Below are 15212 nucleotides of genomic sequence, written 5' to 3'. Positions count from 1 at the left end.
AAAGCGGAATGCCGGATGCTATGAAAAAGATGCTTTGATCTGCCGGATAATACCGGTAGTAGAAAATCCCTCCACAATCGGGTTGATGACTACCCGTCCTCCATGGGCCATCACTTCTTTGGCTCCTACAATCTGCTCAATGGTATAATCTCCGCCTTTTACCAATACATCGGGTTGTATGGCCTTGATCAGTTGCAGGGGGGTATCTTCTTCAAAAATAACAACGGCATCTACAATGGCCAGACTGGCCAGTAACAGTGCACGGCTATGTTCGTTGTTAACCGGTCTGTCGGGACCCTTGAGTCTTTTGGTGCTGCTGTCGCTGTTAACACCCACCACCAGGAAATCCGCTTCAGCAGCGGCCTGCGATAGGGAGGAGATATGTCCCTCGTGCAGGATATCAAAACAACCATTGGTAAAAGCAACCGTTTTATCCGTTACCCGCCAGCTGGCCAATTGTGCGAGTAAGTGTGGTAAAGTGAAGACTTTTTTTTCTATGGCGTTAACGGCTTTCATGTTGTTTCTTTTTGTTGTAATAAGGAAGCAGTACCAGGCAGATAGAACCTACCAGTACCACGATCGCAAACTGGGCAAACCATTGCAGGGTACCGTTGGCAAAACCGATTTCAAAAGGGATCTCATTTTTCTCCAGTACTTTGGCCAGGAAGAAAGCGTAGGCGCCAATGCCACCAGGTGTAATGATCATACCGATACTGGCAAAAGCCAGGCCGGATATGGCGGCTCCCAACCCAAGCCCTGTGGTGCCCTGTGTAGCGAGATAACCCACCCAGGTGCCAACAATGTATAATACCCAGATGGCTATGCTGTACAAGATAAAATTCCTTTTTTGTTCGAGGTAACGTATACTGTTCAATCCCTCCCAGATGCCCTTTAATACTTTTTTGGTCAGCATAACGATGCGCAGATGGGAGAATTGATTGAACCAGTGTTTTACTGCAATGGCAATGGCGGCCAGTATTGCCAGTACAATCCCGAGTTTAAGAAAGGAAACCGATCCGCTCCGGGTCTCAAATACCTGCACAAAGAGCTGCCGGGCAAATTCGCCAACTACATCATACTGGCTGATGAGTGCCAGCAGGAAAACAATCCCAAGGCTGATCACATCCACCGCTCTTTCGGCTACAATCGTTCCTACCAGTTTTTCGGCGGGTACTTTTTCATATTTGGCGAGGATGGTGCATTTTAATACTTCGCCCAGCCTGGGAACGGCCAGGTTGGCGAGATAGCCGATCATCACAGCAAAAAAGGTATTGGAGAGAGAGGGTTTATAACCCATCGGCAACATCAGGATCCGCCAGCGGAGGGCGCGGAGCAGGTGACTGCAGGAAAGAATCAGAAACACCGGCAACATCAGCCAGTAATTGGCTGTCTCGAGCGATCGCTTAAACTCACCCCATTTATCGTCCGGTATCTGGTGCAGACTCCACCATACCAGAAATACTCCCAGTCCCAGAAATAACAGGTATTGCAGGGCAAATAACAATCGTTTTTTCATAGCGGAACATTCAGTGGCAAGTTAAGCAAGCAATTTTAATAAATCCTGTTTCCCGTTTGGCCGGCAGCCGGAAGAAGCACCCTGAATTAATTAAGCGTCAGATTATCAATCAGTCTTACCCCCCCCATGAATGCTGCCACCAATGCTACCAGTTTGCTTTGCCCGTCCCACACTGTTACCGGCAATAGAGTGGCTGCATCAGCGATCGAAACATAGTCGATCTTATCAAAACCTGCGGCCAGTATGGCGGCTGTGGCTTCTGTAACCAAATTGTCAAGACTGCCTGGCTTGAGCCCCCTCTGAATGGTTACTAAGCACTTGTAAATAACAGCCGCTGCTTCTTTTTCCTTTTCAGATAAACGCAGGTTTCGGCTGCTCATTGCCAGGCCGGAAGGCTCCCGTTTCGTGGGTACGATCTCCAGTTGAACCGGTAAAGCAGTTAAATGAATCAGTTGACGGATCACCATACATTGCTGGTAATCTTTTTGTCCAAGGTACAGGTTAGCGGGTTGTACCAGTTCCAGTAACCGGTGAACTACCTGGCATACACCCTGAAAATGCCCCGGGCGGTATTTTCCTTCGAGCAGGGTTTCCAGATAACCCAGATCATAGGGCTGGGTTATCTGCATCCCCGAAGGGTAGATCTCTGATACTGAAGGCAGGAACAGGATATCACAACCCGTTTTTTCGAGCAGATAGATATCGTTTTCGAGGGTTACCGGGTAGCGGGTAAAGTCCTGGGGGTCGTTGAACTGGGTAGGATTAACGAAAATACTGGCAACTGTTACATTGTTGTTTTTTTTACTATGTTCTACTAAACGCAGGTGTCCCTCATGTAATGCCCCCATGGTTGGCACAAAGCCTGTTTGCAGGCCCTGGGCTTTTTTGGCAGATAGAAAAAGGGAGAGGTCGGTGGCTGTTTTTAACAGGATCATTTGGGCTGAGTTTGGGCAAAAGCTGGATTTGCGTTGGTTTTCGGTGCATTTTATGTACCTTTGCCAACTGTTTTTTCCAGCATCGTGCTAAAATTCGCATACTAATGTCAACAAAGAAAAGAATTTTATTCATTGCTACTGAAATGTCGCCTTACCTCGAACTCACTGAGTTTGCGGAGGTGATTAATAAGCTGGCTATCAAGAGCAATGACAGTGGTTTGGAAGTGAGGTGCATTATGCCACGCTTTGGGGTGATCAATGAGAGGAGACACCGGCTGCATGAAGTGGTGAGGCTTTCCGGGATCAATGTATCGGTAGATAATGATGATTACCCATTACAGATCAAAGTGGCTTCTTTGCCCAATGCCCGTTTGCAGGTATATTTTCTGGAGAATGAAGACTTTTTCAAGCGGAAGCAGATTTTTCACGATGATGAAGAGACCTGGTTTGATGACAATATCCTCCGTACCGTTTTCTTCTGCAAGGGCGCCCTTGAAACCGTGAAGAAGTTTGGATGGCCGCCGGACCTGATCCATTGTAGTGGCTGGATGACCGGGTTGATCCCTGCCTATATCAAAACGGCCTATAAAAAAGAGCCGGTATTTGGTAACAGCAAAGTGATTTTTACCATTGGTCAGAATACTTTCAAAGAGAAACTGGGGGCTGATTTTGTACAGAAGGCGATTATCAACAGCAATATAAAAGATAAGGACCTGGAAGCTTTTAAAGAAGGTAATAATACGGCTATGTTCCGGGGTGGGGCCAGTTTTGCTGATGCCATCACTTTTGGTGCCGATAAAATAGAAAAGAAACTCGTTGAGGATTTCGCCAAAGTGAAAGGAAAGAAGGTAGTTCCTTTCAAAGGATGGGATTCTGATTTAACAGAGTATTTAGAATTGTACAACGACCTTGCGGGCAAGTAATCACTAACTCATGCATTCATTTTTTACGCTGCGTAGAATATTCATTTCCGGTGTTGTTTTGATCATTTTTCTGACAGGCTGCACGCGTATTTCTTCTACAGATGTTGGCTCCGGCCTGATACCGGCTATTGATGGTGTGATTACAAAAGATACCATCCTGGAAGTACTGACAGATTCCTACGAGGATATGGATACTGCCCGGATCTATAAAAGCGATAATCATTTACTGGGTTCCATCAGTAACGACCCACTTTTTGGTAAAACCAGGGCATCGCTGTACTTTGAGCTAAAACCTAATGCCTATCCTTACTTTGTTCCCGGAAACAAAGACAGTGTGGTGGTAGATTCTGCTGTGCTGATACTGAGTTATAAAGGATTTTATGGTGATTCTACGCTGCCTTTGCGTCTGAATCTCTTTGAAATAGATAATAATACACCCCTGGATCAGTACCGCACTTACCCGGTGAACCATCCATCCGCTGTAAATGTAAACCTGGGACAGTCGCTTACTTCGCAAACCTTTGATATCCGGAGATTGGGCGACTCGGTAAACAACCGTTACGAAAACGCAAAGAACCAGTTACGTTTTCCATTGAGCAAAGCCTTTGCCACCCGCTTTATCAAAACCTACGATTCCACTAACGCCTACCGGTCTGATTCTATTTTCCGTACTTATTTTGCAGGATTTGCCCTTACGGCCAATACGGCCGGAGCCAATGCCCTGCTGAAGATCAGTCTGGCAGATACCAATACCAAATTTGCCTTGTATTACAGTTCCAGCTCAACCGGTGCTACCCAGAGAGATACTTCTGTACTGTATTTTAAATTCAATACCATCAGCGATGGCAGTGCCAATGTGGTGGTGCGCGATAGAACCGGTAGCGAAGCTGCCCGTTACCTGACCACTACCTCCAAATCTGATTCACTGGTATATATACAATCGGTACCCGGCACTTTTGTAAGAATCAGAATTCCCGGCTTACAGGGACTTTCTAACCGCATTGTTCATAGGGCAGAACTGATAACAGAACAGGTGCCGGATGATAATAACCTCGCTACGCTCGAAAAACAGATGCTGCCACCCCGTTACCTCCTCTTAAGCAGGTATGATTCTGCCATCAATGCCAAAAGAAATATCCCCAACGATTATACCATCGGCTCTAACGGACCCAATATTTCTGCGTTTGGCGGGTACCTTGTTTCTAAATCCATTCAGGGTTATGATAATGTGGCTTCCTATACATTCGATGTGAGCCGTTATGTACAGGGTATTGTAACCCGTAAGGATACTTCTTTTACCCTGCGTTTATCAGCGCCCAGCAATGATTCGCTGTATTATACACCTCCTTACCCGGGTAATACTTCTTCCCAATTGTACTACCTGAATCCCTCGGTTGGAAACGATGTAGGAGATGGAAGGATAAGACTCGGCGGTGGTACCCATACCCGTTTCAGGATGCGTTTACGGATTATTTTTTCACGGATTTAGTAGGGTATTACTCATTATTCTATATTTGCACCCATTAAAATAAACTTTATATGCCTTATCTGTTTACCTCTGAGAGCGTTTCTGAAGGACATCCGGACAAAGTAGCCGACCAGATTTCAGACGCACTGATTGATAACTTTCTTGCCTTTGACGCTCAGTCTAAAGTGGCCTGCGAAACACTGGTTACCACCGGTCAGGTAGTATTAGCCGGCGAAGTAAAATCAAAAGCATACCTCGATGTACAGGAAATTGCCCGTGGTGTGATCCGTAAAATCGGCTATACCAAGAGTGAATATATGTTTGAGGCGAACAGTTGTGGTATCCTGTCTGCTATTCATGAGCAGTCTGCAGATATTAACCAGGGCGTTGACCGTAAGAAAAAAGAAGAGCAGGGTGCCGGCGATCAGGGTATGATGTTCGGGTATGCTTCCAATGAAACAGAAGATTATATGCCACTGGCACTTGATCTGGCCCATAAGATCCTGATCGAACTGGCTGCGCTGAGAAGAGAGAACAAACAGATCAAATACCTCCGCCCTGATGCGAAAAGCCAGGTTACACTGGAGTATGACGATAATAACCGCCCCGTTCGTATTGATGCGATCGTGGTATCTACCCAACACGATGATTTTGATACAGAAGGAAAAATGCTGGCCAAAATCAAAGAAGATATCATCAATATCCTGATTCCAAGGGTTAAGACCAAGTATAAGAAATACGCCAAACTGTTCAATGATAAGATCAAGTATCATATCAACCCAACCGGTAAGTTCGTGATCGGTGGTCCGCACGGAGATACAGGTTTAACCGGCCGTAAAATCATCGTAGATACCTATGGTGGTAAAGGGGCACACGGGGGTGGTGCTTTCAGTGGAAAAGATCCCAGCAAAGTAGACCGTTCTGCAGCCTATGCAACCCGTCACATTGCCAAAAACCTGGTAGCTGCCGGTATTGCTGATGAAGTACTGGTGCAGGTTTCCTATGCCATTGGTGTTGCCCAACCTACTTCTATCAACGTAAATACGTATGGAACTGCCAAAGTGCAGTTAACAGACGGACAGATCGGCAAACTGGTAGAAAGCATTTTTGATATGCGCCCTTACTTTATTGAGCAGCGTCTGAAATTGCGTACACCTATGTACAGCGAAACAGCTGCTTATGGCCATATGGGTCGTAAGAATGAAGTGGTAACCAAAGAATTCACCCTGCCTAATGGTAAAGTGAAAAAAGTGAAAGTGGAGCTGTTTACCTGGGAAAAACTGGACTATGTTACCAAAGTAAAGAAAGCTTTCGGGGTTAAATAAGATCCCATACCTGATACACAAAAACCCTTGCCTAACCGGCAGGGGTTTTTTGTTAGTATATTTGGATACTGGTTTTGCCGGCCAGTAAAACCCAACTCCCATGAAAAAGAACCTATCGATTGCTGCGATCAGTTGCATGGTAATGGTAGTAATCATGCAATGGCAGGGCAGCAGTCTTAAAACGTCCACCGCCAAACGGGGGATCCTGGACCTTGAATTTGCCCGTACCCCGGAATTGTTGCAGACAGCATTATCCGGTTGGGATCTCTCAGTGGTAAAGATGAATATCTGGCTTGATTTTGCTTTTATCGTAACCTATGTGGTATTTCTTTCGCTGGCAGCAGAAACCACAGCTCGTAAATGGGGAAACATCCGTTGGCTCTCGCAAACCGGGCTTTTTCTCGCTAGGGTGGCGTATGTGGCCGGTGTACTGGATATTGCCGAAAACCTGCTGATGCTGAAAACCATATCAGGAAGTTATGATGCCATTTCGTTGCAGCTTACTTTTTATTGTGCCGTTGTAAAATTCATTTTGGCAGGACTGATCATTGTCTACCTTTTTCTTTCTCTTCCCCGTATGTTACAGAAAAACGAAAGCCACTAAACTCCTTTTGGCAGAAGGTCGGAGGAAATAATACATTTGCAGATGCCTGTTAAACAAAGCTCCCTGATTATTGGCCGCCAACCGCTGGTAGAAGCCCTGCAAACCGGTAAGGCAATTGATAAGATCTTACTGCAGAAGAATGCTTCCGGAGACGTGATCAACACCATCCGCAAACTGGCACGCGACCAGAATGTGCCCATACAACTGGTGCCTATTGAGAAGCTGAATGGTATGACAAAAGCAAATCACCAGGGTATACTGGCTTTTGTGGCACGTGTACAATATATGGATCTGCAGCAGGTGATCGATCATGTGGTATCCAACGGCGATCTTCCTCTATTCCTGATGCTGGATGGGGTTACGGATGTACGTAATATCGGTGCCATTGCGCGTAGTGCGGTCTGCTGCGGTGCGCAGGCAATCATCATCCCCGACAAAGGCGTAGGTGCATTGAATGAAGAAGCGATGAAAAGCAGTGCCGGTGCACTGGAGCAGATCCATATCTGCCGGGTGAATAGTTTATTGAAAGCGGTAGACACTATGCACCTGAACGGTATCAAAATATTTACCAGCGAAATGAGGGCCGAGCAGAATGTGTTCGAACTACCCTTCACCGATCCCTGCTGTATCATTATGGGTGATGAAGGAAAAGGGGTTCAACCCTATCTCGCCAAAGCGGCGGATCATTTTTTCAAGATCCCCATGGCGGCCAACTTCGATTCATTTAATGTGTCCGTAGCCACGGGAATCATTTTGTATGAAGCCATGAAACAAAGGATGGGGAAATAGTCTATTGGTTTACTGGTTTAATCGTTTATTGGAAAGTCAATATGGGAACGACACTTACTACTCACCACTCACCACTCACCCTAGTAGAATGTCCGAGAGACGCCATGCAGGGCTGGTCCCGTTTTATTCCCACTACCGATAAAATCCGATACCTGAATGCTTTGCTGAGGGTAGGTTTTCATACACTTGATTTCGGCAGTTTTGTTTCGCCCAAAGCCATTCCACAGATGGCTGATACCAAAGAAGTGATCGAAGGATTGCAGTTGGCTGGTTCAGTTTCAAAATTGCTGGCCATTGTGGCCAACCCTCGCGGTGCAGAAGAAGCAGTTGTGTATGATGAGATCCAATATCTCGGTTTTCCTTTTTCATTATCACCCACATTCCAGTTACGTAATACCAACAGCACGATGGAGGAAAGTGCACAAAGGGTAGAAGTCATTCAGGAACTCTGTATCAAAAACCACAAAGAACTGGTAGTATACCTGAGTATGGGATTTGGAAATCCTTACGGTGATGTATATAATGAAGAGATCCTGCTTCATTGGGCAGAGCAGATGGCGCAACTGGGTATCCCAGTTCTTTCGCTGGCCGATACGGTAGGATTGGCTTCACCGGAACAGGTACAGTTTGCCCTGCAAACATTGATTCCGCGATATCCGGCTATACAGTTCGGAGTTCACCTTCATTCGAGTGCCACTAACTGGCAGGCCAAGACAGATGCTGCTTTACAGGCGGGTTGTTTACGGTTTGATGGTGCGCTGAAAGGTATCGGCGGCTGCCCCATGGCGCAGGATGAACTGGTGGGAAATATGGATTCTGTATTGATGATTGATTATTTTGAAAAAAAAGGACTGCTGCCCGGATTAAACAAAGAAGCGTTGGCTCAAAGCCTGCAGATCGCTGCTGAAATATTTTTACACTGATCTATGAAATTTCATCTCGAATTTGATATCAAACGTGCGCCCAAACGCATACAACATCCGCAAAAACTGATGCTGATGGGTTCCTGTTTTACAGAGAATATCGGCGAGAAACTCCGCAGGCATAAATTCGAAGTACTGGAAAATCCGAACGGCATCCTTTTTAACCCGGTAAGTGTGGCCGAGGCCATCGACAGCTATCTTACCCAACCCGTTTTTACAGAAGCCGATATTTTTTTTCACAATGAAACCTGGCATAGCTGGAAACACCATAGCCGGTTTTCGGGTATTACTACTACTGACTGCCTGCAGAAGATCAATACCGCCATCACGGAGGCGCATCAATACCTGAAACATACCGATCACCTGATGATTACACTGGGTTCTGCGTGGTTATATACATTAACAGAAGCAGCACCCCAGGCAATACCCGCTTCGGTAGCGGCCAATAACCATAAAGCACCCGCCAATTGGTTTCAGAAAAGATTACTGTCTGCTGCAGAAGCCAAAGTATTACTGGGTAATATGATAAGCAGGTTGCTTGCTTTTAATCCACAACTCCAGATCATCTTTACTATCAGTCCAGTAAGACATTTACGTGAAGGCGTGGTAGAGAATAATCGTAGCAAAGCGGTACTGATACAGGCTGTACATGAACTGGTGGAAGATTTCGGGCAGCTCTATTATTTCCCCGCCTACGAACTGGTGATCGATGACCTGCGAGATTACCGGTTTTATGCAGAAGACCTGGTGCATCCCAATTACCATGCTACACAATATGTATGGGAGAAATTCACAGATGCCTGTATGAACGAAGACACGATTCAGCTAATGAAGGAAATTGCAGAACTGAACCTGGCTTTTCAGCACAAACCGTTTAATCCTGCTACCCAACAGCACCAGCTGTTTCTGGCGGCCAGTGCCCGCAAAGCACTATTATTACAGGAAAAATATCCATTCCTTGATCTTACCAGGGAACTGGCTTATTTCACGGGTTCTGCGGATTAATGTATCCGGTCTCCCCTTATTTCCAGGTCTTTCATAATGCCTGTTTCATATACCAGCCATTCCTTCCATCTTTTTCTGACCAGTTTCTTATCGAGATAGGTTTCTGCCAGTTCTATAAACAGGGTATAATGACCGGCTTCGCTTTCCATAAAGCGGCGGTAAAACTTACGCATATAGGCATCGGGTAAACCTTCGCTCAATCTTTTAAAACGCTCACAGCTACGGGCTTCAATCAGGGCCATGGTCAGTAAATGATCCAGTAAACGTTCTTCGGGTCGGCCACCTTTTTTTTGGAATTCGATCAGTTTATTTACATACTCATCTTTTCTTTGTTTACCGAGTGAGAGCCCTCTTTTTTTGAGCTCGTTGAGTACCAGCCTGAAATGCCCCCATTCTTCCGTTACGATGGGTGCCAGTTCTGCCACCAGTTTTTCCTTATCGGAATACCGTTGTATCAGCGTGATACAGGTAGTTGCCGCTTTCTGCTCACAATAAGCATGATCGGTGAGGATGGCTTCCAGCGAAATATTGGCCAGGTCTACCCAGCGGGGATCAGTTGGCAGTTGTAAGCCTAAGATGTTTTTGGTATGTTGGGAATATTCCATGAGTGAATGAGTGGATGAGTGAATGAGTGGATGAGTGAATGAGTGAATGTTTTTTGAGAGAAATGTTACTAACAATTCACCATTGCCCATTCACCATACAAATATCTGCTACAATCCTTTAGTTTTGACATATGTACCCGGATGATTTTCTACAGAAGAAACTGAATGAGCGGAGAGAAAACCAGGCTTTCCGGCAACTGCGTTTGCCGGAGGAGAAGGTTGATTTCTGTTCCAATGATTACCTCGGAATCGTTACAAATGGATTACTGAACACGAAACTGCCTCACCTGCGTTCGGGATCTACCGGGTCGCGGCTGTTGTCGGGCAATTATCCGTTGATAGAAGCAACCGAACAAGAACTGACAGCTTTTCACCAGGCAGCAGCGGCACTGTTATTTAATTCTGGCTACGATGCTAACCTCGGCCTGCTTTCTGCTGTGCCGCAGAAAGGGGATACGATTCTGTACGACCAGTTATCACATGCTTCTATCCGCGATGGGATCCGGTTATCTTTTGCCGCAGCATTTTCCTTCGCGCATAATGATATGGATGATCTGCGCAAGAAACTGGAACATGCTACAGGCACTGTCTTCATTGTAACCGAATCGGTTTTTAGTATGGATGGCGATTTTTGTCCTTTGGAAGAGCTGGTTTCTATAAGCCAGAAATATAAAGCCCATCTGATCATTGATGAAGCCCATGCTACCGGCGTAATCGGTAACAGGGGAGAAGGCCTGGTGCAACACCTGCAACTACAGCAAGCGGTATTTGCCCGTGTACACACATTCGGGAAAGCCTGTGGCTGTCATGGATCGGTGGTATTGGGATCAACTGCTTTGCGCGATTATCTGATCAATTTTGCAAGGAGCCTGGTCTATTCCACTTCCCTGCCCGAACATAGTGTGTCGCTGATCAAAGAAAGTTATGAAACCTTTCCGGCTATGCTGGCTGAAAGGGAACATTTACAGCAGTTGATCCGGCATTTTCAATCGGCCCGGCTACGCTTTGAGAAATTGCCTTCTGTTACACCTATTCAGGTGGTGGTGATCCCGGGAAATGAAGCTGTGAAAAAAGTGGCAGCTGATTTGCAGGAACGGCAATTGGATGTACGGGCCATTTTATATCCTACGGTACCCAGGGGCAAAGAAAGATTGAGGATTGTATTACACGCATTTAATACCATAGAAGAAGTAACCCGGTTAATCAATGCACTGAACCGATAAACCTATATAAATGGAAAGACCTTATATAGAAGATAAACTGTTTGACAAGATCATTTTTGCAGAGAAGCCTTTGCAGCAGGGAGATTATGAATATTGCCGTTTTGTGGATTGTGATCTGTCGTATGCAGATCTGTCTGGCTACCATTTTACCGAATGCAGTTTCACGGGTTGTAACCTGGCCATGGCCAAACTGCAGAAAACTTCGCTGAATGGAGCGCAGTTCAAGGAGTGTAAACTCATGGGACTGCATTTTGAAGACTGCGATTCGGTTCTTTTCTCTGTTAACTTTGACCATTGCCAGCTTGATTTTTCTTCTTTCTTTCAACTGAAAATGAAGAAAACACTTTTCAGTTACTGCAGCCTGAAAGAAGCTGATTTTACAGAAACGGACCTGAGTGCTGCGGTATTTGAGCATTGCGACCTTGTAAGGGCCATTTTTGAACATGCTATCCTCGATAAAACGGATCTCCGAAGCAGTTTTCATTATTCCATTGACCCCGCCAGGAATACCCTCAAAAAAACAAAGGTTTCCAGTGCCGGACTTGCCGGTTTTCTCGATCGGTATGACCTGGATATAGACTGATCGCACAAAACTGCCCTTAGCTACGATTCTGCCCTGCACGGGGATTTTGCTGCAGAGGCATTACTTTTGCAGATGCAATCAACAGAAACCATCGAACAAGTCATCACCCGCCTGGGCATCTCTTCTCTCAATCCCATGCAGGAATCGGCTGTGGCTGCCATCCTTTCTCAAAAAGAAGTGCTATTGCTTTCTGCCACCGGTTCGGGTAAAACACTGGCCTTTCTGTTGCCGGTAATGCAACAACTGAAACCGGAAGAAAAACGGGTGCAATGCCTGGTGCTTACACCCTCGCGAGAACTGGCTATTCAGATAGAACAGGTGTGGAAGAAAATGGGTACGGGTTATAAAGTCAGCTGCTGTTATGGCGGACACGATATGCCTACCGAGATCCAGAACCTGGCCGAACCACCGGCTTTACTGATTGGAACACCCGGCCGTATTGCCGACCATATTAAACGTGCAACCTTCTCGCGTGAAGCTCTGACGATACTGGTACTGGATGAGTTTGATAAATCACTGGCACTGGGTTTTGAAGAAGAAATGTCTTATATCTTTTCCTCTCTGCCCAAACTAGACAAAAAAATACTGGTATCTGCCACGGCCGCTGTGGCCATTCCCGCTTTTGCAGCTGTGGCAGAAGACCTGACCGTACTGGATTATATCTCTGAACAACCCGAAACCGCTTCGTTGGAACTGAAACTGGTAATCTCTGAAGAGAAAGATAAGGTAGACCGGCTGGTGCAATTATTGTCTTTTATCTCTTCAGAACCCGCCCTGATTTTCTGCAACCACCGCGATGCGGTGGAACGTACGGCTTCTCTTCTGAAAGAGAAAGGCATTGAATGTGCTTCTTTTCATGGAGGCATGGAACAGATGCAGCGGGAGCAGACATTGATCCAGTTTCGCAACGGTAGTGTAAAATTTCTGGTGGCAACAGATCTGGCAGCCCGAGGACTGGATATACCCGAGATCAAACACGTGATCCATTACCACCTGCCTTCTACTGAATCTGAATTTACACACCGCAATGGCCGTACCGCCCGAATGGATGCTACCGGTACCGCTTATTTGCTGATGCACAGAGAAGAACCCATGCCCTATTATATCCGTCAAAAACCAGAAGAGATGGCTGTGCCGCAGCAGGGCGCTTTACCAAAGCCGGCAGAATGGGTAACCATCTATATCAATGGCGGCAAAAAAGACAAGTTGAACAAGGTGGATATTGTCGGATTCTTTACCCAGAAAGGCAGACTGGAAAAAGATGAGATCGGCCTGATCATCGTCAAAGACCGCAACGCATTCGTTGCCGTGAAAAAGCACAAGGTAAAAACCTTACTCCCCCTGGTGCAGAACGAAAAGATCAAGGGAACAAAGTACAGAATAGTCGTAGCCCGCTAGCTGAAAAAATAACCGTTCGCTTGTGCCTTGGTGTGGTTATTTTTTTATGCCGAAGCACAAGGGAACGGTTATTAGTATCTATAGAAAACTCCCGGAAGTTTTGTAGCTTTAACACATACCATTGTTATGCCTTACCACAGAAACTTCACCTACTGGATCGATAAACGCATCTGGAAATACTATTTCCTCATGCTCTCCCTCCAATTATCGAAATAGACCGATATCCGCTTTACGTCTACTGCTTCCATTTTTAATTTTTAATTTTTAATTAACGCATGCCTCATTACCATACACTCGGAACCATTCCGCACAAACGTCATACCCAGTTCCGCAAGCCTGACGGAACTTTGTATTCGGAACAGTTATTTTCTACTGAAGGATTCAGTAATGATTATTCACTGCTCTACCATACCTGGCCTCCCACACAGATCATTCATACAGATGAGCCGGTGAACATGATGCCCCGGATAGCGGAAGAGAAAATGCTGAAGCACCGCAGTTTCGAAGGATTCCGGATCAAACCCTGGAAAGATTTTTTACAAAGCCGCAAAGCAGTGTTGGTGAATAACGATTGCCATATTGTACTGGCTGCCCCGCAGGAAAGTATGAAAGATTATTTCTACAAAAATGCAGATGCCGATGAAATGATCTTTGTACACGAAGGATCCGGCAAACTGATTACCCAATACGGGGAACTACGTTTTGGCTACGGAGATTATCTCGTTATTCCACGCGGCACGATTTACCAGATCCATTTTACAGATGCCACCAACCGTTTGTTTATTGTAGAAAGTTTCAGTCCCATCCGTTACCCCAAACGTTATGTAAGCAAATACGGCCAGTTGCTCGAACATGCCCCTTTCTGCGAGCGTGATATCCGTACCCCGCAAAACCTGCAGACCATAGATGCGGAAGGTGATTTTCTGATCAAAACCAAAAAGAAGGGGATCCTGTATGGGCTGCATTACGCCCATCATCCTTTTGATGTGGTAGGCTGGGATGGCTGTTGTTATCCCTATGCCTTCAGTATCCACGATTTTGAACCCATCACAGGCCGCGTGCACCAGCCACCACCGGTGCATCAGACTTTTGAAGCAAATAATTTTGTGGTCTGTAGTTTTTGTCCAAGGCTCTATGATTACCACCCCGATGCCATTCCCGCGCCTTATAACCACAGCAATATTGATAGTGATGAGGTACTGTATTATGTGGCCGGCGATTTTATGAGCCGGAAACATGTTACCCGCGGTATGATTACCCTGCATCCGGCCGGTATCCCGCATGGGCCACACCCCGGAGCCGTAGAAAAAAGCATCGGTAAAAAAGAGACGCAGGAACTGGCGGTAATGGTAGATACTTTTCATCCACTGCAGCTGACAATCGAAGCACTGGAAATCGAGAACCCCGGGTATACCATGAGCTGGGCCGAGTAGAGAAGGAGGATAGAACTTGGTTCTTCTCCAAATAAATCTTATCTTCTACTCCTAAAAACATTGCCATATGATTAAATTCAGCGACATCAGAATCGGCGACTATCTGAAGGCAGAATATGAAGGAAAAATGTGGGATGGAGAAGTTGTCCGGTTAAACGGAGACGAAAAACAGGTTTGTGTACAAACCGATGTGCAGGAGTTCTGGTTTGAGACCGATCACCTGCATCCGATTGAACTGACTGACGAAGCCTTACTGAAACTGGGTTTTCACAAGCAGGAAAATGAGGATGGATCTGTAAAGTACGGGAAAGGTTCTTTCCGGATCGTGATTCCCAAAGCCGGAGATTTCAGCAGTATCGAAATGTGGTACCGCGAAGACCGCAGGCATCACCCGGATGTACACTATGTGCACCAGTTGCAGAACCAATATCTGGATATGACCAAGATCCATCTTACCGATGAACCGATGTAACCAGTACCGT

16 protein-coding genes are annotated in these 15212 nt (G+C 46.0%); 12 read left to right on the top strand and 4 right to left on the bottom strand.

Going from position 1 to position 15212, the window contains the following annotated elements; translation table 11 throughout:
- Window positions 1-18: 18 nt before the first annotated feature.
- The 3 genes from rfaE2 to panC all read right to left on the bottom strand — a co-directional run bounded on the left by rfaE2 (window position 19) and on the right by panC (window position 2451).
- A complete protein-coding gene (gene rfaE2, locus AC1RNB_RS09720) occupies window positions 19-516 on the bottom strand; it encodes a D-glycero-beta-D-manno-heptose 1-phosphate adenylyltransferase (protein WP_493082480.1) in 498 nt (165 codons plus the stop codon).
- Window positions 503-1516: a lysylphosphatidylglycerol synthase transmembrane domain-containing protein gene (locus tag AC1RNB_RS09715; RefSeq protein ID WP_493082479.1), complete on the bottom strand. Its 1014-nt coding sequence runs from the start codon at window positions 1514-1516 to the stop codon at window positions 503-505. Before AC1RNB_RS09715 ends, rfaE2 begins: the two co-directional genes overlap by 14 nt.
- 86 nt (window positions 1517-1602) lie before the next feature.
- Window positions 1603-2451 carry a pantoate--beta-alanine ligase gene (panC, locus tag AC1RNB_RS09710; RefSeq protein WP_493082478.1) on the bottom strand — a complete coding sequence of 283 codons (849 nt, stop codon included), beginning with the start codon at window positions 2449-2451 and terminating at the stop codon, window positions 1603-1605.
- Between the two features lie 104 nt (window positions 2452-2555).
- Between panC and AC1RNB_RS09705 the strand changes: the two genes are divergently transcribed.
- The 7 genes from AC1RNB_RS09705 (at window position 2556) to AC1RNB_RS09675 (ending at window position 9488) form a co-directional block, all read left to right on the top strand.
- Window positions 2556-3374 (top strand): glycogen/starch synthase, encoded by an 819-nt coding sequence (locus AC1RNB_RS09705; protein WP_493082477.1) that lies wholly within the window; start codon window positions 2556-2558, stop codon window positions 3372-3374.
- A 10-nt stretch (window positions 3375-3384) separates the two neighbouring features.
- Window positions 3385-4863: a DUF4270 family protein gene (locus AC1RNB_RS09700; RefSeq protein ID WP_493082476.1), complete on the top strand. Its 1479-nt coding sequence runs from the start codon at window positions 3385-3387 to the stop codon at window positions 4861-4863.
- A gap of 50 nt (window positions 4864-4913) precedes the next feature.
- Window positions 4914-6167 carry a methionine adenosyltransferase gene (gene metK, locus AC1RNB_RS09695; protein WP_493082475.1) on the top strand — a complete coding sequence of 418 codons (1254 nt, stop codon included), beginning with the start codon at window positions 4914-4916 and terminating at the stop codon, window positions 6165-6167.
- Window positions 6168-6267: 100 nt separating this feature from the next.
- Entirely contained in the window at window positions 6268-6771 is a 504-nt protein-coding gene (locus tag AC1RNB_RS09690; RefSeq protein ID WP_493082474.1) for a hypothetical protein, read from the top strand.
- A gap of 42 nt (window positions 6772-6813) precedes the next feature.
- A complete protein-coding gene (rlmB, locus tag AC1RNB_RS09685) occupies window positions 6814-7560 on the top strand; it encodes a 23S rRNA (guanosine(2251)-2'-O)-methyltransferase RlmB (RefSeq protein WP_493082473.1) in 747 nt (248 codons plus the stop codon).
- Between the two features lie 41 nt (window positions 7561-7601).
- A complete protein-coding gene (locus AC1RNB_RS09680; protein WP_493082472.1) occupies window positions 7602-8483 on the top strand; it encodes a hydroxymethylglutaryl-CoA lyase in 882 nt (293 codons plus the stop codon).
- Between the two features lie 3 nt (window positions 8484-8486).
- Window positions 8487-9488, top strand: coding sequence for a GSCFA domain-containing protein (locus AC1RNB_RS09675; RefSeq protein WP_493082471.1), 1002 nt, complete (start codon window positions 8487-8489; stop codon window positions 9486-9488).
- Here the strand turns inward: AC1RNB_RS09675 and AC1RNB_RS09670 are convergent.
- On the bottom strand, window positions 9485-10093 hold the full coding sequence (locus AC1RNB_RS09670; protein ID WP_493082470.1) for a MiaE family protein: 609 nt from the start codon (window positions 10091-10093) through the stop codon (window positions 9485-9487). The two genes, AC1RNB_RS09675 and AC1RNB_RS09670, sit on opposite strands and share 4 nt — an antisense overlap.
- 131 nt (window positions 10094-10224) lie before the next feature.
- Here AC1RNB_RS09670 and AC1RNB_RS09665 point away from each other — a divergent pair, with 131 nt between their 5' ends.
- The 5 genes from AC1RNB_RS09665 (at window position 10225) to AC1RNB_RS09645 (ending at window position 15202) form a co-directional block, all read left to right on the top strand.
- Window positions 10225-11316 (top strand): aminotransferase class I/II-fold pyridoxal phosphate-dependent enzyme, encoded by a 1092-nt coding sequence (locus AC1RNB_RS09665; protein ID WP_493082469.1) that lies wholly within the window; start codon window positions 10225-10227, stop codon window positions 11314-11316.
- 10 nt (window positions 11317-11326) lie between these two features.
- Window positions 11327-11899, top strand: a complete 573-nt coding sequence (locus tag AC1RNB_RS09660; RefSeq protein WP_493082468.1) for a pentapeptide repeat-containing protein — start codon at window positions 11327-11329, stop codon at window positions 11897-11899.
- Window positions 11900-11971: 72 nt separating this feature from the next.
- On the top strand, window positions 11972-13297 hold the full coding sequence (locus AC1RNB_RS09655; protein ID WP_493082467.1) for a DEAD/DEAH box helicase: 1326 nt from the start codon (window positions 11972-11974) through the stop codon (window positions 13295-13297).
- 275 nt (window positions 13298-13572) lie between these two features.
- A complete protein-coding gene (locus AC1RNB_RS09650; RefSeq protein ID WP_493082466.1) occupies window positions 13573-14730 on the top strand; it encodes a homogentisate 1,2-dioxygenase in 1158 nt (385 codons plus the stop codon).
- Between the two features lie 67 nt (window positions 14731-14797).
- A complete protein-coding gene (locus tag AC1RNB_RS09645; protein WP_493082465.1) occupies window positions 14798-15202 on the top strand; it encodes a hypothetical protein in 405 nt (134 codons plus the stop codon).
- Window positions 15203-15212 lie beyond the last annotated feature (10 nt).

It is taken from the genome of Sediminibacterium sp. GW821-FHT12F12, from assembly GCF_058806635.1.
The sequence above is the reverse complement of the archived record's forward strand: the minus strand, read 5'-3'. Positions and strand labels throughout refer to the sequence as shown.